Here is a 22,734-nt window from a genome sequence, read left to right as displayed (position 1 = left end):
TTGTTGCTGTAAATTTTAAAACTTACATCATTCCTGGCATTCCACCACCCATTGGTGGGCCTGCAGGAGCATCTTCTTTGATGTCTATCAGGGCACATTCGGTAGTTAAGATCATTCCGGCAACAGAAGCGGCATTTTCCAATGCAATTCTGGTTACCTTCTTAGGGTCTATGATACCCGCCTTGATCATTTCCACATATTTCTCCGATTTGGCATCATAACCAAAATCGCCTTTGCCTTCCAAAACTTTGGCAACTACTACAGATCCTTCCCCACCGGCATTTTCAACGATGGTTCTCAAAGGTGACTCTATTGCTCTGGCAACGATTTGTACACCTGTTTCCTCATCTGCATTTTCAGTCTTGATTTTGGAAAGTACGGATTTTGCTCTAACCAGGGCAACACCCCCACCGGCAACGATTCCTTCTTCAACCGCAGCTCTTGTAGCGTGAAGGGCATCATCTACCCTATCTTTTTTCTCTTTCATTTCTACTTCGGAAGCAGCGCCAACATAAAGAACAGCAACCCCACCGGCCAATTTGGCCAAACGTTCCTGTAATTTTTCCTTGTCGTAATCCGAGGTGGTAGATTCTATTTGGGATTTGATTTGGTTAACCCTTGTTTTAATGGTTTTTGGATCCCCTGAACCGTTTACAATAGTTGTATTGTCCTTGTCAATAGTGATTTTTTCACAGGTACCAAGCATATCCAAGGTGGCATTTTCCATTGTAAAGCCTCTTTCCTCAGCTATTACGGTTCCACCTGTAAGGATAGCGATATCTTCCAACATAGCCTTTCTTCTATCTCCAAATCCTGGTGCCTTAACTGCGGCAATCTTTAAGGATCCCCTTAATTTGTTTACCACCAATGTGGCCAAAGCTTCTCCATCCACATCTTCTGCAATGATCAAAAGAGGTTTTCCGGATTGTGCTACAGGCTCCAATACTGGTAACAAATCCTTCATGGAAGAAATCTTCTTATCATATAGTAATATGTAAGGATTTTCCAAGTCGGCTGTCATTTTTTCAGAATCGGTAACAAAGTATGGAGAAAGGTATCCCCTGTCGAATTGCATACCTTCCACAACATCAACATAAGTATCTGTTCCTTTGGCCTCCTCAACAGTAATAACTCCTTCTTTTCCAACTTTTCCGAAAGCTTGGGCAATAAGATCACCAATGGTTTCATCGTTATTGGAGGAAATGGCGGCTACTTGTTTGATTTTTTCTGAAGAGTCGCCTACTTTTTTGGTCTGCTTGGCCAAATCTTCAACAATAGCCTCTACAGCTTTGTCTATACCTCTTTTTAGGTCCATTGGATTGGCACCTGCCGCTACGTTCTTTAAGCCTTCTTTTACGATAGCTTGTGCAAGAACGGTGGCAGTAGTAGTACCATCACCTGCCAAATCATTGGTTTTGGATGCAACTTCCTTTACCATTTGGGCCCCCATATTCTCTAGTGGATCCGCTAATTCAATTTCTTTGGCTACGGTAACACCATCCTTGGTAATGTTTGGTGCTCCAAACGATTTACTGATGATTACATTTCTACCTTTAGGTCCCAAAGTAACTTTTACTGCGTTAGCCAATGCATCGACACCTCTCTTCAGGCCATCTCTTGCATCGATATCAAATTTTATATCTTTTGCCATAATTTAATTTCATTTGTCATTCCAAATAAAACGGAATGAAATTAGTTATACTCTTTAGTTTGTAGTTTGGAATTTTCCCAGTATGCGGGGAAAAAGTGCAATATTATATAATTGCTAAAATGTCGCTCTCGCGCATCATAAGATATTCGGTACCTTCAAGCTTTAGCTCAGTACCGGCATACTTGCCGTATAGCACCGTATCTCCAACTTTAACTGTCACTTTTTCATCTTTTGTACCAGGTCCAACGGCAACTACCTTGCCTTTTTGTGGTTTTTCCTTTGCGGTATCAGGGATGTAAAGACCAGATGCAGTCTTTGTTTCAGCAGCCATAGGTTCTATTAGAACTCTATCTGCTAATGGTTTAATGCTAACTTTAGCCATATTATTTAGATTTTATGTTTTTAAGTTTGATTTTAATAGGCAGAAATTATGCCATTGCCTAAAAACTGACACTTTGTTAAATAAAAATGCCAGCTTGTCACTTAAGCTGGCATTTTTTATATTTTAAAGTCGTTTTCTCCTGTTATTGGTCACCTTCAGTGGTGTTTGTACCATTAGTGGCAGGTGCAGAAATTGGAGTTTCTGGCAAAGCATCCGGCGCAGTTGTTTCAATAGGGTCGCCATTAAGCAATTTTGAATCGGAATCACTGAAACTTCCCTTTAATGCTACATTGGAAAGCAATATTAAGACAACCAGTATGGCCGCCAACGTCCAAGTACTCTTATCCAAAAAGTCCCCTGTTTTCTTTACGCCCCCTACAACTTGGTTGCCGCTGCCACCAAAGGATGAGGACAATCCTCCACCTTTAGGGTTTTGCACCATAATAACAAGCATCAATAGGATGCAAACTAGGATGATCAGGACCAAGAATATTGTAAATGTTGTATTCATTATTTAATTATTTTCTTGTTGTATCTTTTCTACCGCTTTTATTCGGTCTGCAAAGAAACTACTTTTTTCTGGATATTTCAAACTTAAAATTTTGTAGGCCTGAATAGCCTTTTTGTACTTCTTTTGTTCTAAATAGACTTTGGCCAAAGTGGCTGTCATCAATTCATTTTTGTCGAAGCTAAGGGAATCCTTGATGGTCACTTTGACCGTATTTTCCTTGGGTACAATTTTTGGGTTGGCTTCGATGAATTTATCAATTAGATCAAATTTTTTCTTTTTTAATTTATTTTCTTTTGGAATTGGTTTCGCCTCGGTCTTAGCGGCCCCTTTTTTGGGGGTATCGGGTTCGGATTTTTTCTTTTCTACCTTATTTGAGGTTAATTGAAGCCATTCCCCAAAGGAATATTTTTCTTTCTTGGTGAAATTTAACGGTTTCCCGATTTCCAGTGTTTCCTCAGCTTTTTTTTTATCGTCCGAAATGGACTTGTCTATTTTGGGGTCTTTGGAAGAAAACAGTGAGGGGTCCAAAATGTTGTCGGCATCCTTTACAGTCCTTGGTAAGGGTTCGTCATCCGATTCTTCTATCAGTGAACTTTCTTTTTTAAAATCGGATACGATCTCTTCGGATATGGTGGGTGTATCGTTTAAAGTGGTGGACTTGCCCAGAATTGAATCGGCAATGGTATTTTGTAAAAAGTCAACGGAGGTGATGAAATCAAAAAGAATATCCCTATCCGCTGTATAGGCGGCGGTCAATTTAAGGGCATTGTTGTATTTAAAACTGTTGAGGTTCTTAAGGCCTTTAAGGTGCATGGCCCTTGCTGCTTGAAAGTATGGGTACTCTGCCAATACATCTTCCAGTTGGTTGGTCTGCACAGGGGAAACCACTTCATCCGGATTTTGTAATAAATATGTAAAGTCCTGTACGTTCATAAATTACCAATCTGCCAATGATTTATTAAAAATGTCCTGGGTAATACGTTCAAATATTACCTGGTGGGCCTCATCCTTAACACTGGCCAATTGGGAATTGGCTGGATAATCGTAAAAGAAGGAGAATCGTTGTTCAAAGTCTACATCTTCCTTGGTGTTGTTGAAAAACCTTACGTTTACACCAATACTCAGTCTGTTCTGTGCTGCGGTTTGTTGTGAGGTGGCCGACATGGGGGATATTCTATATTCCACGATCTCGCCTTCGTAGAGCAAATCCCCGTTGGATTTAACAAGGTCCAAACTGGTCTGGTTCAATATTAGATCCTGTAGGGCAAGTGTAAAATCCCTATCCATTCCGGGCTCGAAAGTAGACCCTGGGTTCTGGGATGCATAGTTTTGAAAATAATTGACCTGAAAGGTTTTCGCCGTCCCTACATCGCCCCCGGTAAAGTTATATATGCCACAACCAGCAACACAGCTGGTTAATACCAATAGAATTATAAGATTTTTTGCTTTAATCATTCATTCGTTTTTTTCTAAATTCTTTTATTTTTTGCCTACTGCCTACTGCCTACTGCCTACCGTTAAAGGTCGTACTGTTTTATTTTTCTGTACAGGGTGCGTTCCGAGATGCCCAATTCTGCGGAAGCAGCTTTTCTTTTGCCTTTGTTGCGTTCCAAGGATTTTTTAATGAGTTCTATTTCCTTGTCCTGTAAAGATAGGGTTTCTTCCTCTTGTATTTCCTCTGCAAAATGATACTTGTCCTCTTGTTGGGGAGATTTAATTATCGGTTTTTCTATATAGGGTTCGGGAAGTTGTAAAATTTCACTGGGACTTTCCTCTTGCTCGGCATATTCCTCCTCGTCATCCCCGTAGATTTTGCGGATAAGATTTTCATTTTCTTCCTGTACTTTCTCGCTGTCGTTGTGTTTGAGCAGCTCCAGTGTTAATTTCTTAAGATCGTTAAGGTCGCCTTTCATGTCAAAAAGCACCTTGTACAATATCTCCCTTTCCGTGCTAAAGTCGCTCTCTTTTTTTTCCTTTCCAACAATGGCGGGTAAATTGCTATTGCTGGAATTGGGCAGGTAACTGTTTAGAGTGGCCAAGGTAATAAGTCTGCTTTCCTCCAAGACGGAAACCTGTTCGGCAATATTCCTCAATTGTCTAATGTTTCCCGGCCATCTATATTTTAATAGCAATTGTACGGCATCGTCCTCCAGGCGGATCGTTGGCATTTTATATTTCTGCCCAAAATCCGATGCAAATTTCCGAAATAATAGATGGATGTCCTCCTTGCGCTCCCGCAATGGGGGGATGTTGATTTCTACCGTACTTAACCTGTAATACAGGTCTTCCCTAAACTTTTCCTTTTTTATGGCCTCGAACATATTAACATTGGTGGCGGCCACAATTCTGACATCGGTTTTTTGGACCTGTGAAGAACCTACTTTTAAAAATTCCCCGTTTTCCAAAACCCTCAAGAGACGTACCTGGGTGGTTAGGGGAAGTTCCCCTACCTCATCCAAAAAAATGGTACCGCCATCGGCTACCTCAAAATAACCACTTCTGGTAGCTGTTGCGCCTGTAAAAGCCCCTTTTTCATGACCAAACAGTTCGCTGTCTATAGTGCCTTCCGGTATGGCCCCACAGTTGACCGCAATGTATTTGGCGTGTTTTCTATGGGAAAGGGAGTGTATAATTTTTGGAATAGCCTCTTTACCAACACCGCTTTCCCCTGTAACCAACACGGAGATGTCCGTAGGGGCCACTTGAATGGCCTTTTCAATGGCACGATTAAGTTTTACATCGTTGCCAATGATTTCAAACCGCTGTTTTATTGATTGAATCGATTCCATTGTTTAATTGTTATTGGATAGTCCCAATGGCCTTCCTATTAAGGTGCCGGAGGTGCAATCGGTAATTTCGACATTCACAAAATCTCCTATTTTGTAGTTTTCCTTTGGAAAAACCACTACAAAACTTTGGGAATTCCTTCCCATCCAATCCAAATCCGATTTTTTGGAGGAACCCTCGATCAGGACTTCAACTGTTTTTCCTAGCTGTTGTTTGCTTCTATAATGGCTATGCTCCCTTTGAAGGGCAATGATTTCAGTTAGTCTTCTGTTTTTCACCTCTTGTGGCACATCATCTTCCATATTCCTTGCCGCAGCCGTCCCGGGCCTTTCGGAATAGGCATACATATAACCATAATCATACTTAATCTCTTTCATTAAGGAAAGGGTGTCCTGATGATCTTCTTCTGTTTCGGTCGGAAATCCTGTGATCATGTCTTGTGAGACGGTGCAATCTGGAATTATTTCCTTAATGTTCCTCACCAGTTCCAGGTATTCCTCCCTAGTGTGCAATCTGTTCATTGCCTTTAGGATCCTATTACTGCCACTTTGCACAGGTAAATGTATATAGTTGCAGATATTTGGATATTTTGCTACTACCCGAACCACATCCAAGGTCATGTCCTGTGGATTGGAAGTGGAAAATCGAATGCGCAATTTTGGTTGTGCCAAGGCCACCATTTCCAATAAGTTCGAGAAATTTACGGCTGTGGCTTTTTGCATTTCGGAGGCTTTTTCGAATCCCTTTTTTAATCCGCCACCATACCAAAGGTAGCTGTCCACATTTTGCCCCAAAAGGGTAATCTCCTTAAATCCTTTATGGGCAAGGTTGTTTACTTCTTCCAGTATGGATTGTGGATCCCTGCTGCGTTCCCTGCCCCGTGTAAAGGGTACTACGCAAAAGGTGCACATATTGTCGCAACCACGGGTAATGGATACAAAGGCAGTAACGCCATTGGAGTTGAGACGTACAGGGGAAATATCCCCATAAGTTTCTTCTTTGGATAGGAGTACGTTTACTGCATTTCTGCCATCATCTATTTCTTGGATAAGATTGGGCAGGTCCTTGTAGGCATCCGGGCCTACTACCATGTCCACAATTTTTTCTTCTTCCAGTAACTTGGTTTTTAGCCTTTCGGCCATGCACCCAAGCACCCCCACTTTCATATGTGGCCTATGCCGTTTTACGGCATTAAATTTTTCCAGTCTCTTGCGTATGGTAAGCTCTGCCTTTTCGCGAATGGAACAGGTATTGACCAATACCAGGTCGGCGTCTTCCAGTTCATGGGTAGTACTAAACCCTTCGTTGGACAATATGGAGGCTACAATTTCACTATCCGAAAAATTCATGGCGCAGCCATAGCTTTCTATGTATAATTTTCTAGTGCTATTTTCTTTTCCCTCAAGGGTTATGGCAGTTCCTTGTACGGATTCATCTATAATCTTCTCCATTTTATTGTGCATTCAACCTCATCTTTAAGAGTGTGCAAAGATAGTACTATATGCCTAAATATGACATATTGACAGTTAAATATTTGTCAAAAATCAACGCAACTTTATGGGTTACAGGGTATCTAGTAAAAAACGACCCCATAAAATTATATAGGTATGCAAAGGATGAATCTGTTTTTATTTATGTTGGCTGCTTTAGCGCTGGTTTCTTGCAATGATGGGGATGATGGCAAATATGCGGAGTACTTGGTGGCCAAACCCTTAACGATGGGCAAGGCCGAATTTAAACAGGCTATAGATATCATTGCTCCAATTCCCTTGGAGGAATCCGGTAAAATTTATGTCTATGGGGAATATATATTTGTCAACGAGAAATACAAAGGGGTGCATGTAATTGATAATTCGGATCCAAGGGCTCCCAAAAAGATTGCATTTATAAAAATACCCGGCAACGTAGATGTTTCCGTAAAAGGCAATTACCTCTATGCCGATAGCATTATGGATTTGATCGTTCTGGATATTTCCGATATCAACAATATCAAAACAGTCAACCGCTTGGAAAATGTACTGAGGGACAATGTGGTTTTTCCTTTCGAGGCAGATATTTATGCGTGGCAGGATATAGATTATGAAAATGATATTGTGATAGGATGGGAAACTGTTAAGGAAAGAAGGTTGATAGAGGAAGTGCAGGTGGATTTTTCACGTGAATTTGATGTAATGCTTTCCAATGCCGCCCAAAATACGACCTCTACAGGCCAGGGAGGGTCCTTGGCACGTTTTAAGATCGTAAATGACTATTTATATGCCGTAGACAGTCACACTATCAATGTATTCAACATTCAGGATCTGGAAAACCCTAAGGATTTGGAAGACGTGTACGCCGGTTTCGATATTGAAACTATTTTTAACAGGGGGGATCAATTGTTTTTGGGGAGTATGAGGGGGATGTATATATATGATATTTCCGCTCCGGCCACGCCTACTTTGATTTCTGAATTTGAGCATGGTACGGCCTGTGATCCCGTGGTTGTTGATGGGGATTATGCCTATGTAACCTTGAGGGGCGGTAATATGTGCGGTGCTACGGAAAGTGGACTTTTTATAGTGGACATTTCAGATATCACCAAGCCCGAGTTGGTAAAGACCTATCCGATGGATGGCCCCTACGGCCTGGGGGTAAAGGATGAAAAATTATTTGTGTGCGATGGGGCTTCTGGACTAAAGGTCTATGACAAGACGAATGTTCGGGACTTGGTACAGCTTAACCATATTAAGGATGTAGATACCTTTGACGTTATTCCTATGGAGGATAATTTATTGATGATAGGGGAGGAAATTATATATCAATATGAATATTTGGAAAATAAAATAAAGCTGATCAGCACATTTAAGCTTAATTAATGCTACCGAAATACTTTAAAACACCCCTTAAATTAGGGGTGTTTTTTTATGGTGGCACAAATGAAAGCCCATTAAATAAAAAAATTGGTATACTTTTGTGTCACCAAAAACTAGTTAATGGCAAAGAATTTAGTAATCGTAGAGTCCCCGGCTAAAGCAAAAACAATTGAAAAATTTTTAGGAAAGGATTATAAGGTAGAGTCCAGTTTTGGACATATTGCCGATTTGCCTTCCAAGGAATTAGGAGTGGATGTGGAGAATAATTTTGCCCCTAAATATATTGTTGACAAAGATAAAAAGGCCCTTGTTAAAAAACTCAAGGATTTGGCGGACAAGGCAGATACCATATGGTTGGCCAGTGATGAGGACCGCGAAGGGGAGGCAATTTCCTGGCATTTGGCAGAGGAGTTGAAATTGGACAAGAATAAAACGAAGCGGATAGTTTTTAACTCCATAACCAAATCGGCCATTCAGAAGGCTATTGAGAATCCTAGGGAAATTAATTATGATTTGGTAAACGCCCAACAAGCAAGGAGGGTTTTGGATAGATTGGTGGGGTATGAACTTTCTCCAGTCTTATGGAAAAAGATTAAACCTGGATTATCTGCAGGTAGGGTTCAATCCGTTGCGGTGAGATTGATTGTGGAAAGGGAGCGGGAAATAGAAGCTTTTAAGCCGGAAGCGGCTTTTAGGATATCGGCCGAGTTCAAAACCAATGAAGGAAGTATATTCACGGCCAAATTAAATAAGACCTATGCCAGCCAGAAGGAGGCGGAAGCTTTCTTAAAGGAAAATATAGGAGCTAATTTTTCCGTTGCTTCCCTGGATAAGAAACCGGCCAAAAAATCGCCGGCGGCCCCATTTACAACTTCAACACTACAGCAGGAAGCGTCAAGGAAATTGTATTTTTCGGTTTCAAGGACCATGCAGGTGGCACAACGCTTGTACGAGGCGGGGTTAATTACCTATATGAGAACGGATAGTGTTAACCTATCCAAGGATGCTATAGATGCGGCAAAGGATGCCATTATTAGTAACTACGGCAAGGAGTACAGTAAGGTTAGGAATTTTACCGGAAAATCCAAAGGAGCGCAGGAGGCCCATGAGGCCATCCGCCCTACGGAAATGACCAATCAGTCCCCTTCATTGGAAAGGGATCAATCCAAACTCTACGAGCTTATCTGGAAGCGTACCCTGGCCTCACAAATGAGTGATGCGGAATTGGAGCGTACCAATGTCAAAATAAAGACCAATACACATAAGGAAGAATTTACCGCTAACGGGGAGGTAATCAAATTTGATGGCTTCCTAAAGGTATATTTGGAAGGCACGGATGAAGAAGATATAAGTGAAGAACAGGAAGGGATGCTTCCCGCAATGAAGGAAGGCGAAAAGCTCATTAACAATTATATAACTGCAACAGAGCGTTTTTCCAGGGCACCTTATAGGTTTACGGAAGCCTCTTTGGTAAAAAAACTGGAGGAGCTTGGAATAGGAAGACCTTCTACCTATGCGCCTACAATTTCCACGATCCAGAATAGAGGCTATGTGGAAAAGGGCACCATAGAAGGCACCGAAAGAAATTATGTACAGCTACTTCTGAAATCCGATAAACTGACCACTAAGGATTTAAAGGAAAATGTAGGCTCCGATAAGGGGAAAATGGTGCCTACGGATATAGGAATTATTGTAACCGATTTTTTGGTAGGACATTTTGAAACAATTTTGGATTATCATTTCACTGCCAAAGTGGAAGAGGATTTTGATGAGATCGCTTCAGGTGATGAGGATTGGCAAAAGGTTTTGAAGGATTTTTATGGGGATTTTCACCCCAAGGTCTTGGATGTGGAGGAAAATGCGGACAGGGCCAGTGGAGAACGTATTTTGGGTACCGACCCTAAGTCGGGAAGACAGGTTTCGGTTAGGTTGGGCCGCTTTGGGCCTATGGTACAGGTGGGTACCGTAGATGATGAGGAAAAACCCTTGTTTGCAAGCCTGTTACCGGACCAGTCCTTAAATACCATTAGCTACGAAGAGGCTATGGACCTGTTTAAATTACCGCGAAAGCTAGGTGTTTATGAAGGGGAGGACGTGGAGGCCAACGTGGGTCGCTTTGGTCCCTATATAAGGTTTGGTAAAAAGTTTGTGTCCCTGGGCAAGGACGAAAATGCCATGGAGATAGATATGGATCGGGCAGTGGAACTTATCAAGGAAAAACAAAAGGCCGATGCCCCTATTGCAATTTATGAGGATAAGGAGGTTACCAAAGGGGTTGGAAGATTTGGTCCATTTATAAAATGGAACGGAATGTTTATTAATGTTAGTAAGAAATACGATTTTGATACCCTGTCAAAACAGGATATTGAAGAGATTATAGAGGCCAAAAAACAAAAGGAAATTGATAAGTTGATCCAGGAATGGCCAGAAGAAGGTATACGAATAGAAAAAGCGAGATGGGGAAGGCATACCATAATTAAGGGCAAGGTTAAGGTGGAGGTCTCCAAAGATGTGGATGCCACCAAGATTTCCCTTAAAGCTGCTCAGGAATTAATTGAGAAAAAGACACCTAAGAAAAAAACAAAAGCAAAACCTAAGGCTAAGAAATAATATGGCATTCGATTTTTTAGTACCCGTAAGTGACAGGGTATTGGCCCACTGCGAATTACTTCCGGCCCAAGCATTGGGGAAACACGTTTACATGCACACTGCCCGGCATGGTCTTCCGGTGCTGGCCAATGTAAGTGTAGCTATACTAGGGGTCAATGAATCTAGAAATGCTTTTGAAAAAAAACCGGAGCGCCTGGATATTTCCGAAATAAGGCTACAATTGTATAATTTAATGATGGGGAACTGGAATTCCTCCATCGTGGATTTGGGAGATATAGAGGAAGGAGAGACCGTAGAGGACACTTATTTTGTGGTCAAGGAAATAGTTGCCGGCTTGCTGGAAGAAAATATTATCCCTATTGTCATTGGAGCAACCCAAGACCTTACCTATCCTACATATAGGGCTTTTGACGGACTTAAGAATATGGTTAATCTGGTTTCCATAGATAGTAGGTTCGACTTTGGGATGGATGAAGACCTTATTTCCTCCCATTCCTATATGAGTAAAATAATTACCGACAAGCCCAACAATCTTTTCAATTTCTCCAATATTGGTTATCAAAGTTATTTTAATTCCCAGGAAGAATTGGACCTTATGGAGCGACTTTTCTTTGATTCCTATAGGTTGGGCGAATTAATTTCCAATATTACCCTGGCAGAACCTGTACTAAGAAATGCCCATGTGGTTAGTTTGGATGCCCGTGCCATACGTGCTGCGGATATAGGATATTCCCGAAACTTTTCTCCCAACGGTTTTAATGGAAGGGAAATATGTGCCATCGCAAGATATGCCGGAATTAGCGACAATGTATCCGTATTTGGGATTTACGAATGCGAGAATAGCAATCAGGCCTTTCAACTTGTTGCCCAAATAATATGGTATTTTATAGAGGGCCTAAACTTTAGGATTAAAGAGACCCCCAATAGTAATAGTAACGACTTCACCAAGTATACCGTACCTACAGAAGATGAGTCCCTTGTCTTTTATAAAAGTCATCTCAGCGAAAGATGGTGGGTAGAGGTACCTTCAATTTTAACTTCACATACTAAAACAAATTCACCCGCGTTATTACCATGCACTGAGTTGGATTATCTGGATGCATGTAATCAAAATATTCCTGAGCGGTGGTTTAAAGCCTACAAAAAAGGGTTTAATTGAAATAATAAATTTAGGGTATAAAAACAAATTTTATACAATAAATTATTTAAAAATAAGTTTTAGAGAATAATACTTGTGTTTGCATTTATAATCATAATCGAAATTTAACCTAACGTATGAAGAAGCTATTGTTGTCATCTATAGCATTTGTTTTTTTACTCTCAAGTTGTGGGTCCAAAACAAAAGGAGAGCTGGTCGGAGCTCAAGGAAAAAAGTGGTATCCCGAAAAACCCTATGGTATGGAATTGATCCCTAGAGGAGCATTCATCATGGGTAAGAGTGAGGAAGATCAGGCTAAGGTACTAAATGCCCCGACAAAGACTGTAACTGTTCGATCTTTCTACATGGATGATACCGAAATTACGAATAGTGAATATCGTCAATTTGTAGAATGGGTAAAGGATTCCATTGCAAGAACCCGTTTGGCTATTTTGGCCGATGAGTTGGGATTGGGACCTGAAGATGGAGGCATAGGTGATTATGCCTTTAAGGATGCCGATACTACAAGATTGTCTGCCTACGATAAGTACATGCTGAACAATTATGCAGGTATGGGAGAAACAGGCTACGAAGGCAGGGCATTGGACAGGAAACAAGACCTAACTTGGGATACTTCCAAATATCCGGATGAGTATTATGCCGAGGTAATGGATTCATTGTATATCTCTCAGGAGGAATCCTATAATGGCCAACGTCATATAGATGTAACCAAATTGAAATACAAATATACCTGGATGGATATTGAGGCTGCGGCCCGTGCCAAAAAGGGGAGTAGAAAAGATTTCATAAAACAGGAAGAATTGGAAATATATCCGGATACTACGGTATGGATAAAAGATTTTTCATATTCTTATAATGAACCAATGCACAACGATTACTTCTGGCATGATGCCTATAGTGATTATCCTGTTGTTGGGGTTACGTGGCAACAGGCCCAGGCTTTTTGTAACTGGAGAACAAAATTCAAGAACGACGATCAAAAAAGTAGGGGCAAGCAATTTGTCAACCGCTTTAGATTGCCAACAGAAGCGGAATGGGAATATGCGGCCAGAGGGGGTATAGAAGGTGGTACATACCCATGGGGTGGTCCTTATGTGATCAGCGATACGGGTTGTTTTATGGCCAACTTTAAACCACAGCGTGGGGATTATGCGGCGGATCAAGCGTTGTACACGGTAGAGGCCAAAGCCTATGAGCCCAACGATTATAACCTTTATAATATGGCGGGTAACGTTTCCGAATGGACCAATAGTAGCTATGACCCAAATTCATATGAATATGTGTCTACCATGAACCCAAATGCGGAATCTACCCAAAATGCAAGAAAAGTTATTAGAGGTGGATCTTGGAAAGATGTTGCTTATTTCCTACAGGTAAGTACCAGGGATTATGAATACCAGGATTCGGCACGTAGTTATATCGGTTTTAGAACCGTACAGGATTACATGGGAGAGGAAGACTCTACCAATTAGGATATAAAATAAAGAAGACCTTTATATTTGAATCAAACGATAAACCAAATACTTATTATTAACATTACTTAATTAAATTTAAAATTATGGCACAGTCAAAATCAACTAAGAAATTATTTAACATGGCCTATGGGCTTGGTGCATCTGTAGTAATTATAGGAGCATTATTCAAGATTCTTCACTGGCAATTTGGCCCACTTACGGGAGGATTGTTATTGGCAATCGGACTTATTACCGAGGCATTAATTTTTGCTATCAGTGCATTTGAACCAGTAGATGACGAGTACGATTGGTCATTGGTATACCCAGAATTAAACGGAGGTGCTTCTTCGGGAAAATCAAATTCCAAAGCTGAAATAAAGGAGGCAGAAGCTTCTTTGTCCAAAAAATTGGATGAATTGTTAAAAGAAGCCGGTGTAGATGCCAGCCTTATGGAAAGTCTTGGATCTAGCATTAGAAACTTTGAAGGTGCAGCCAAGGGTATAGCTCCAACTGTTGATGCTATGGAATCTACCAAAAAGTATTCCGATGAAATGGTACAAGCTGCCGCTCAAATGGAATCTTTGAACAGTCTTTACAAAGTACAATTGGAAAGCGCAAGCAGACAAGCATCCATCAATGAGGAAGTAGTACAGAATTCAAGTGCCCTTAAAGAGCAGATGGAGTCTTTGGCAACCAACCTTTCTTCTTTGAACGGAGTATACGGTGGTATGTTATCTGCAATGAATAGAAACTAATTAGTTACCATTCAATAACCAAACCCAAATCAATTAATAATTAAAACTAATTAGAAAAATGGCAGGAGGAAAAGCAACACCACGTCAGAAGATGATCAACCTAATGTACTTGATCTTCATCGCGATGTTGGCCTTAAATATGGGAAAAGAAGTTCTATCGGCTTTCGGTCTTATGAACGAAAAGTTAGAAGCTTCTAACATAAAAACCACGGAAAACAATATGGCTTTCCTAAGTGGTCTTGAAACTAAAGCATCTGAAAATGCTGAAAAATTTGGCCCTCTTTTGGAGGATGCCAAGAAAATAAAGGAATTGTCTGCAGAGTATTACCAATATTTGGAAAACTTGAAAAAGGAGATGATGGCCGATGTTGAGGATCCTAAAGATTATCAAGTAATGGACAAGACCGATTATTTGGATCAGCGTTTTTTCCAGGGAGACCAACTTGGTGCGGATGGAAAAGAGTTTTTGGACCGCTTGGTCAACTATCGTACTCAGATTACCGCTGTTATGCCTAAAGAATTGGAGTCTGTAAAGTCTTCCGTAAAATCTAGGTTCGAAACCGGTGATGAGAATGGCAAGGTTGAAAAGAGGGACGGGACCAAGCAAGATTGGTTAAACTATAACTTTGAAGGATATCCTTTGGTAGCCTCCTTAACCAAGATTACTTCGCTTCAGGCAGACGTAAAAGCTACTGAGGAAGATGCCTTAAAGGCAATGTTGCAAGGTCAGTTGAGCAGTGAGGTTTCCATGACCAATTATACCACTTTGTTGGAGCAGGAAAAATCTGCTTTTTATGCAGGTGAAAAATTTGCAGGAAATATTGTGTTGGGTCGTAAAGATGCCACTACAAAACCTAATGAAGTTAACTTGACCCTAGATGGAAGAAAGTTAAGTGAAGGAACCGATTATGTAATCGAGGACGGTAAGGTAAGGTTGACCGTAAGTGCTGGAAGTGCTGGTGATCATAAGATTGAAGGTAACTTGGTGTTTATGCAGGATGGAGAGCGTACAGAAGTGCCAGTATCCTCTACATTTGCCACTATTACCAAACCAAATGCCGCAGTTATTTCAGCTGATAAGATGAACGTTGTTTATCGTGGTGTTTCCAATCCTATAACCATTTCCATTCCTGGTATTCCGGATAATAATGTTACTGCATCCGCTCCAGGGCTTAGTAAGCAAAGTGGAAGTAAATACGCTATGAATCCTGGTAAAGGAAGAACGGTTTCCATTACTGCTTCAGGTAAGTTGCCCGATGGACAAATGATCAAAACTTCTTCTGAGTTCAGAATTAAGGATATTCCAAGACCTTCGGGATCTGTAAGAGGAGAATCCGGAAGTGCTAGAATGGGTAAAAACAACTTGGAGATCTCTACTATTGGAGCTTTGTTGGAAGACTTTGATTTTGACCTTAACCTTGCGGTTAGTGGATTCAAATTTAAAGTGCCAGGACAGCCAACTGTAGATGTAAAAGGTAACAAATTGGATGCTAGAGCCAAGTCTGCCCTTAAAAGAGCAAGCCGTGGTGATGCCGTTCAGATTTTTGATATCGAAGCTTATATTACAAACAATAAAAGCTATAAGCTTAAAAAGGTATCTCCTGTTGTTGTGGAGATAACAAACTAGTAAAAATGTAGTGAATGGCCGTGGTAAATTGGAATGTTTGCCATGGCCGATTCACCAGTCCGACTTTAGTGGGACTGAAGACTAAAAAAATAAATTTAAACAGATGAATTGGAAAAATGTTTTATTAATTGGAGTAGTGGTCCTGTTGCCATTGTCTATTTCCGCCCAGGCAAATATTTTAAATGCCAAATTACCGGAAGAGATAGGTAAGAAGACCCAGGCGCAGATCGAGAAAGATAATGATGCTCCTTTACCTTACGCCTATGTGGACGACAGGGATATTCTCTGGTCCAAAACCGTTTGGGAGGTAATCGATTTGGACGAGCGTGTTAACTTTCCACTCTATTATCCTTTGGACACCATTGATATAGGCCCGGATAGAAGGTCCTTATACGATGTGTTGATCAAAAACATTAAAAATGGAAAATTGGAGGATGTTTATGTGGACTCCTATTTTACCGAAAAAAGAAAGTTTAGCGATTTGGCTGCAACTTTGCAGAAAGTGGATACAACAGACTACGGATATGAGCAATATAATGCCGGGGAGCCTATTTCTCCAGAATATATTAACCGTAGGAACCTTACCGCTGCCGATTTGGAGGAGTACCTTATTAAAGGAATATGGTATTTCGATAAAAGATTGGGCGAATTAAAATACCGATTGTTGGGTATTGCACCTGTTGCTCCGGATGTTAACTTCATAGATGATGAGTCTATGGATTTGGCAGAGGCAAAAGTTCCATTGTTCTGGGTTTGGTATCCTAGTGCAAGACAAATATTACATGAAGCCAAAGTGTTTAACCAACGTAATTCCGCACAGCCTATTTCTTTTGATATGTTGCTGAACGCAAGAAGATTCAATGCAACGATCTACAAAGAGGATAATGTGCATGGAGACCGTGAGGTTAAGGACTATATAGCTGATAATGCCTTGTTTCAATTATTGGAATCCAAACGAATTAAGGAGGTTATCCGAGATAGGGAACAAGATATGTGGGCCTACTAGCCTTAATAATATTCCAATTCACATATAAAGTTATGCGCCACATCCTAGGATGTGGCGCTCTTTTTTTAAATGGTTTCGCGGAAGGTTTTGTCATTTGGCCTTATTGTGTAGTAATATTATTTGGACGATTAGGATTATTATTTCAATTTGATGAAGATTCAAAATTCCTTCTCTACTTTTGTAAAATGGTAGATTATCTAATTGTGGGGCTGGGCTTGGCCGGTATTTCCTTTGGTGAGGTATTGGAGAGAAATAAAAAGTCGTTTAAAGTAATCAGTGATGAATCCCAAACTTCTTCCGTGGTAGCAGGGGGGCTATACAACCCCGTTACCCTTAAGCGATTTACAATGGCATGGAATGCCAAAGAACAATTGGACCTGGCCATTCCCTTCTATTCCGAATTGGAAAGTAAATTAAATATCCAATTGGATTACAAGATTCCTATCCTAAGGCGTTTTGCCAGTATCAACGAACAGAATCTTTGGTTCGAGGCTTCGGACAAGCCTAATTTAAGTCGTTTTATGGGGCCAAAATTACTTCCAAATGATAATCCGCACATTGATGCTCCCTTTGGCTATGGGGAAGTGTTGCATACGGGTAGGATAGATACCTCTGTTTTGGTATCGCAGTACAAAAGGTATCTGGCAGAACACAATTTAATACTTCGGGAATCCTTTGATTTTGAAGCGCTGAAACTACAGGGCGGATTTGTGGAATACCGTGGTTTAAAGGCTAAAAATATAGTTTTTGCTACAGGGTATGGCCTAAAAAATAATCCGTATTTCAATTATTTGCCACTCAACGGTACAAAAGGAGAATTGTTGACTATCAAGTCCCCAAGCTTAAAGGAGGAAAGGGTTATAAAATCCTCTGTTTTTATTATTCCTTTAGGCGAGGATCTATATAGGGTAGGAGCAACCTACAAATGGAAGGACAAGAGTAATACGCCCACTGAAGAATGCAAACAGGAGCTCCTGCAAAAATTGGACACCTTTTTAAAATGTCCTTATGAAGTTGTTGACCACGTAGCGGGGATTAGGCCAACGGTAAGTGATAGGAAACCACTTGTAGGCAGGCACCCAGAGCATGAAAACATGTATTTACTCAATGGTTTGGGTTCCCGAGGGGTCATGATCGCACCAATGGCTTCCATGCAGCTATATGCCCTAATTGAAAAAAAAGAGGCGCTAGTGCCCGCAATGGACCTATCCCGTTTTACCAAGAAGCATTTTAGGAACCTATCTTAGTACTGGCCTTGGGATCGTATTTTATAAAGAAATTAATCCATATATTTCGCGAAACCCTAATAATAAAAGGCATAAATACGATCATTGTCACAATAATGGCAATAAAAGTGTTTATCAAAGTGGCTTTGAAAAATAAAAAGGCAATTACGAAAGTGGCTACGGCAAAGGCTACACCTACGCCATAACTAACATACATGGCACCGTAAAAAAAAGAGGGTTCTATTTTGTATTTGGTTCCACAATGGGAACAACGCTCGTTCATTTTAAAGATATTGCCCAGATGGTATGGGTTTTTGTCCTGATACATACTCTCTTCATGACATTTAGGACAAGTTCCTGTTAAAATGCTGTAGAGTTTGTTTCCTTTTTTTAACATTTGCAAAAAGTTTCTACAAAATTACATTTTTGTAGCATTAATTAGTGTAACATTAGTCACCAAATATGCTTAATATCCACAATCTCTCCGTTTCTTTTGGAGGAGAATATCTGTTTGAAGAAATATCCTTCCGTTTAAATTCCGGGGATCGGGTTGGTCTAATAGGAAAAAACGGAGCGGGTAAATCTACTCTTTTGAAAATTTTATCGAAAGATATGCCCATAGATTCGGGAACTATTGCCTCGGACAAAGATATTAAAATGGGGTTCCTACGACAGGATATCGATTTTGATTTGGGCAGGACGGTCCTTGAGGAAGCACATCAGGCCTTTGAGGAGATCAAGGCCTTGGAATTGAGGTTGGACGAAATTAACCATCAGCTAGCGGAACGCACCGATTATGAAAGTGAGGCCTATAATCAATTGATCATAGACTTGAATGATGTAACCCACCATTATGAAATATTGGGAGGTTACAATTATCAGGGCGAAACGGAAAAAGTATTATTGGGACTGGGTTTTAAACGCGAGGATTTTGATAGGAAAACCGAAACCTTTTCCGGTGGTTGGCGAATGCGGATAGAATTGGCAAAGCTATTGTTGCAGAGCAATGACGTGCTTTTGTTGGATGAACCAACAAACCACCTGGATATCGAATCAATAATTTGGTTGGAGAATTTCCTGAAGAATTACCCAGGGGGGGTAATGATTGTTTCCCATGATAAAATGTTTTTGGATAATGTTACCAATAGGACTATTGAAATATCCCTGGGAAGAATATATGATTACAATAAACCCTATTCCAAATACCTGGTACTGCGGAACGAAATAAAGCAACAGCAATTGAATGCCCAAAAAAATCAAGAAAAGGAGATTCAGCAGGCCGAAAGATTGATTGAAAAGTTCAGGGCCAAATCCACCAAAGCCTCCATGGCACAATCGCTGATCAAGAAGCTCGATAAAATGGAGCGGATTGAGGTGGACGAGGACGACAATAGCGTAATGAACTTGAGATTTCAAATTTCGGTTACGCCGGGCAAGGTTGTAACCGAAATAGAAGGTTTATCCAAGAGCTATGGGGATAATCATGTGCTAAAGAAAATAGACCTGTTAATAGAACGGGACTCCAAGACCGCTTTCGTAGGACAAAATGGTCAAGGGAAATCCACTCTGGCAAAAATAATAGTGGGAGATTTGGACCATAAGGGGCATCTAAAATTAGGGCATAATGTACAAATTGGTTATTTCGCGCAAAATCAGGCAGAATATTTGGACGGTGAAAAGACTATTTTGGACACCATGATAGATGCAGCCAATGAAAAGAACAGAAGTAAGGTTAGGGATATATTGGGTTCTTTTTTATTCAGGGGCGACGAGGTTGAGAAATATGTGAAGGTACTGTCCGGAGGTGAACGGAACAGATTGGCCCTTGCCAAAATGTTACTACAGCCTTTTAATGTGTTGGTAATGGATGAGCCAACAAACCATTTGGACATCAAATCCAAGAACGTCCTTAAGCAGGCCCTTCAAAATTTTGATGGAACCTTGATATTGGTGAGTCACGACCGGGATTTTTTACAGGGACTGACCAACAAGGTATATGAATTTAAGGATGGTGGCATTAAAGAATATCTTGGGGATATAGATTTCTATTTGGAACAGCGGAAAGTGGAAGATTTCCGAGCCATAGAAAAGAAGCAAACGGTAGTCCAGAAGAAAGAAAAAAAACAGGAGAAACATATCGATTTCGAAGATCAAAAAAGGATTAAATCCCTAAAAAATAAGCTCAGTTCAACGGAAAGCGATATTGCCCGCTTGGAAAAGGAGATAGCCGGAATTGATCATGACCTACTAATGAATTACGATGCAACGATTGCAAAGGCCAATTTTTTCGACTCTTATCAGAAGAAAAAAAAGAACCTGGAAAGCCTAATGAAAACTTGGGAAAATATTACTTTGGAACTGGAAGGATTCTCTTTGTAGGAAAAAAACCAGGGAATTTAAATTTCTTTCACCACAACTTTTTACACTTTCACAACAAATACGGGGTTCTTGAACGTTTTTCATCGATTATTTTTGCTGTTTATCGAACAATAATCTTATTTTGTAAGGTAATTCTTATTCCTTAAATTAGGGTAAAAAGTGAAAATTATGAAAAAAAGCATACTTATGCTATTTGTGGTTTTAATTGGACAACTTTTGTCAGGGCAGGTTACCGACCTGGAAAAGAATGTGCTTATAGACCTTTATAACAATACCAAGGGCGAGTCTTGGATAAAAAGTTGGGATCTAAATGCCCCGGTTTCTACCTGGGAAGGTGTTACCCTGGAGAACAATAAGGTAGTTTCCATTAACCTAATGAACAATAACCTTGGGGGGAGCATACCAAATTCCATAGGAGATCTAAAGAATTTAAAAGTATTGAACCTGGCCCTAAATAATATTGGAGGGTATATTCCGGAAAGTATTACGGATTTGAAAGAATTGGCTGTACTTAGGTTGGGGAAAAATAAGATGACAGGTTCAATTCCCAAAAATATCGGGAGCATGGAAAAGCTACTTGTATTGGATCTTTTTTACAACGACCTTTCTGGCGAATTGCCACAAAGCATGGGCGGGATTAAAGGGTTAAGGGTAATTTTGCTTTCCCATAATGGCTTAAGTGGCTCAATTCCTTTGACCTTTGGAAATTTAAAAAATTTAGAGCGTCTGGAATTGGGTGATAATAATTTTGGTGGTGTGGTGCCAGACAGTCTGGATAATTTGACCAACCTTAAAATGCTTGTTTTGGCGGAAAACAGATTTAGGGGAGAATTCCCTGGCGATATCTTGGATCTTCCCAACCTAAAATTGGTGCAACTTCAAAACAATAGATTCGGTAAAAGTGATTTCAGTGCTGATGCCGGGAGTAGTAAGTTTGCCCTTTTTGATTATGATGGCAGTAATCATAGAAATTTTGATTTTAACAAAATTAATAGTAATAAGGACGTAAGAACGGCCGATACCAGATTTGAGGATAGTTTTAATTAAATGAACGCGTATATGATACTACAGAAATTAACAAGAGCTTGCATTTTATTGGTGTTTGTATTTTGTTTTGTATTTACTGCAACGGTAAATGCCATGGTTCCAAAAAGCGAAAAAAACGTACTATTGGAACTTTATAAAAGTACCCAAGGTCAAAAATGGAATAATACATGGGATGTTGATGCCCCTGTAGACAGTTGGTTTGGAGTAAAAGTGTATAATGGGCATGTTGTGGAGATTAACCTGTTTAGGAACAACCTTGTGGGTAGTATACCCGAAAACATAGGGGATCTAAAGCATTTGGTAAGTCTAAACCTTGCCTTCAACACCATAAGCGGAGAAATTCCGAAAACTATAGCCCAGTTAAGCAAATTGGAGGTGTTGAAATTGGAAATGAATAGGCTGGAAGGTGAGATACCCTCAGAAATAGGGAATATGGAATCATTGGTAAAACTTTCGGCATTCAATAACTTCCTAAGTGGGAAAATACCTGAAAGTCTTGGAAACATTCAAACTTTAAAGGAGCTTAACCTATCCAGTAATAATCTTACGGGTCGTATTCCAAATTCCTTAGGGGAGCTTTCAAGATTGGAGAGTTTGGGACTTTTTGAAAATAAATTGTATGGTTCTATTCCTGGAGAATTGGGAAAATTGGGAAATTTAAAGGAGTTGGTACTGGCGAACAATGAACTTGGCGGGGAAATTCCAAAAGAGTTTGGACAATTGGCAAGCCTTAAAGTACTTCAAATTCAGAATAACAATATCTTTTCTTTCGATAATATGGAAGGCTTGGACTCAGGTCAGTTCCTTGTTTTTGATTATGATAGGGAAGAAATAAAAAAAGACAATCAATACAAAGATTTTGATGCTGTTAAATCAAGGATGGCAGATACGAAGTTTGAGGATGAAAAGGAAGACTAGTAATTGTTTAAAAATAAGTTGGTTTGGTTAAAAGGAATACAAATTGTATTCCTTTTTTGTTTTGTTTTTTGATTATCCCCGTATTTCGGAACTTTAAGATACATTTAACAAGAATCCCTTAAACTAATAGATAGTTTTGCAGTCAAACCAACTTATAGACCCTTTATGAATTCTAGAAAAATTGCATTATCTATTATTGGAGCTCTCCTAATAATAGGCTCCTTCTTTGGTGCAAAATATATTATAAATAACGTGAGTTCGATATAAGGACTATCCAATTCTTTGAAGGTTGTCTATATTGATGTTTGGTTTTGTTGGGTAAAAGGCATATGCAATGAGTCCGGAAACCATATTTGTGATGAAGTTTCCA

At 40.0% G+C, this 22,734-nt stretch carries 19 protein-coding genes and 1 pseudogene; 11 read left to right on the top strand and 9 right to left on the bottom strand.

Features of this window, described 5'->3' with window-relative positions:
- Positions 1–22: 22 nt before the first annotated feature.
- The 7 genes from groL to miaB all read right to left on the bottom strand — a co-directional run bounded on the left by groL (position 23) and on the right by miaB (position 6,782).
- Entirely contained in the window at positions 23–1,651 is a 1,629-nt protein-coding gene (gene groL, locus QSE00_RS03425) for a chaperonin GroEL (protein WP_110354661.1), read from the bottom strand.
- Positions 1,652–1,754: 103 nt separating this feature from the next.
- Positions 1,755–2,033 (bottom strand): co-chaperone GroES, encoded by a 279-nt coding sequence (locus QSE00_RS03420; protein ID WP_072860635.1) that lies wholly within the window; start codon positions 2,031–2,033, stop codon positions 1,755–1,757.
- A 142-nt stretch (positions 2,034–2,175) separates the two neighbouring features.
- Complete coding sequence (secG, locus tag QSE00_RS03415; protein ID WP_286104868.1) at positions 2,176–2,544, bottom strand: preprotein translocase subunit SecG; 369 nt, start codon at positions 2,542–2,544, stop codon at positions 2,176–2,178.
- A gap of 3 nt (positions 2,545–2,547) precedes the next feature.
- Positions 2,548–3,477, bottom strand: a complete 930-nt coding sequence (locus tag QSE00_RS03410; protein WP_286104867.1) for a hypothetical protein — start codon at positions 3,475–3,477, stop codon at positions 2,548–2,550.
- Positions 3,478–3,480: 3 nt separating this feature from the next.
- Positions 3,481–3,999 (bottom strand): LptE family protein, encoded by a 519-nt coding sequence (locus QSE00_RS03405; RefSeq protein ID WP_110354664.1) that lies wholly within the window; start codon positions 3,997–3,999, stop codon positions 3,481–3,483.
- 62 nt (positions 4,000–4,061) lie between these two features.
- Positions 4,062–5,333, bottom strand: coding sequence for a sigma-54 interaction domain-containing protein (locus QSE00_RS03400; RefSeq protein WP_110354665.1), 1,272 nt, complete (start codon positions 5,331–5,333; stop codon positions 4,062–4,064).
- A gap of 3 nt (positions 5,334–5,336) precedes the next feature.
- Positions 5,337–6,782, bottom strand: coding sequence for a tRNA (N6-isopentenyl adenosine(37)-C2)-methylthiotransferase MiaB (miaB, locus tag QSE00_RS03395; protein ID WP_286104998.1), 1,446 nt, complete (start codon positions 6,780–6,782; stop codon positions 5,337–5,339).
- 156 nt (positions 6,783–6,938) lie between these two features.
- Between miaB and QSE00_RS03390 the strand changes: the two genes are divergently transcribed.
- The 8 genes from QSE00_RS03390 (at position 6,939) to QSE00_RS03355 (ending at position 18,041) form a co-directional block, all read left to right on the top strand.
- Complete coding sequence (locus QSE00_RS03390) at positions 6,939–8,186, top strand: LVIVD repeat-containing protein (protein WP_286104866.1); 1,248 nt, start codon at positions 6,939–6,941, stop codon at positions 8,184–8,186.
- A gap of 117 nt (positions 8,187–8,303) precedes the next feature.
- Positions 8,304–10,793 (top strand): type I DNA topoisomerase, encoded by a 2,490-nt coding sequence (topA, locus tag QSE00_RS03385; protein ID WP_110354667.1) that lies wholly within the window; start codon positions 8,304–8,306, stop codon positions 10,791–10,793.
- 1 nt (position 10,794) lies between these two features.
- Positions 10,795–11,952, top strand: a complete 1,158-nt coding sequence (locus QSE00_RS03380) for a formimidoylglutamase (protein WP_110354814.1) — start codon at positions 10,795–10,797, stop codon at positions 11,950–11,952.
- 116 nt (positions 11,953–12,068) lie between these two features.
- Complete coding sequence (gene porK / locus QSE00_RS03375) at positions 12,069–13,424, top strand: T9SS ring complex lipoprotein PorK/GldK (RefSeq protein ID WP_286104865.1); 1,356 nt, start codon at positions 12,069–12,071, stop codon at positions 13,422–13,424.
- Positions 13,425–13,510: 86 nt separating this feature from the next.
- A complete protein-coding gene (porL, locus tag QSE00_RS03370; RefSeq protein ID WP_110354669.1) occupies positions 13,511–14,161 on the top strand; it encodes a type IX secretion system motor protein PorL/GldL in 651 nt (216 codons plus the stop codon).
- Between the two features lie 58 nt (positions 14,162–14,219).
- Positions 14,220–15,788 (top strand): type IX secretion system motor protein PorM/GldM, encoded by a 1,569-nt coding sequence (porM, locus tag QSE00_RS03365; protein ID WP_110354670.1) that lies wholly within the window; start codon positions 14,220–14,222, stop codon positions 15,786–15,788.
- 103 nt (positions 15,789–15,891) lie between these two features.
- Entirely contained in the window at positions 15,892–16,794 is a 903-nt protein-coding gene (gene porN / locus QSE00_RS03360) for a type IX secretion system ring subunit PorN/GldN (protein ID WP_110354671.1), read from the top strand.
- Positions 16,795–16,979: 185 nt separating this feature from the next.
- Positions 16,980–18,041, top strand: a complete 1,062-nt coding sequence (locus tag QSE00_RS03355; protein WP_286104863.1) for an NAD(P)/FAD-dependent oxidoreductase — start codon at positions 16,980–16,982, stop codon at positions 18,039–18,041.
- On the opposite strand, the gene QSE00_RS03350 is transcribed toward QSE00_RS03355, so the two are convergent.
- The gene (locus QSE00_RS03350; RefSeq protein WP_110354673.1) at positions 18,025–18,417 is read right to left on the bottom strand and encodes a DUF983 domain-containing protein; all 393 of its coding nucleotides are present in this window, start codon (positions 18,415–18,417) and stop codon (positions 18,025–18,027) included. The two genes, QSE00_RS03355 and QSE00_RS03350, sit on opposite strands and share 17 nt — an antisense overlap.
- A 65-nt stretch (positions 18,418–18,482) precedes the next feature.
- Here QSE00_RS03350 and QSE00_RS03345 point away from each other — a divergent pair, with 65 nt between their 5' ends.
- From QSE00_RS03345 to QSE00_RS03335, 3 genes are all read left to right on the top strand, one after another.
- Positions 18,483–20,399 (top strand): ABC-F family ATP-binding cassette domain-containing protein, encoded by a 1,917-nt coding sequence (locus QSE00_RS03345; RefSeq protein WP_286104862.1) that lies wholly within the window; start codon positions 18,483–18,485, stop codon positions 20,397–20,399.
- Positions 20,400–20,567: 168 nt separating this feature from the next.
- Positions 20,568–21,446, top strand: a complete 879-nt coding sequence (locus tag QSE00_RS03340) for a hypothetical protein (RefSeq protein WP_110354675.1) — start codon at positions 20,568–20,570, stop codon at positions 21,444–21,446.
- A gap of 12 nt (positions 21,447–21,458) precedes the next feature.
- Positions 21,459–22,364 (top strand): leucine-rich repeat domain-containing protein, encoded by a 906-nt coding sequence (locus QSE00_RS03335; protein ID WP_286104860.1) that lies wholly within the window; start codon positions 21,459–21,461, stop codon positions 22,362–22,364.
- Positions 22,365–22,634: 270 nt separating this feature from the next.
- On the opposite strand, the pseudogene QSE00_RS25340 reads toward QSE00_RS03335, so the two are convergent.
- Positions 22,635–22,734 (bottom strand): annotated as a pseudogene (locus tag QSE00_RS25340) (IS982 family transposase); the annotation flags it as partial.

Source organism: Arenibacter flavimaris (assembly GCF_030291335.1).
Lineage (GTDB): Bacteria > Bacteroidota > Bacteroidia > Flavobacteriales > Flavobacteriaceae > Arenibacter.
This window is presented reverse-complemented; position numbering and strand designations above follow the sequence as displayed.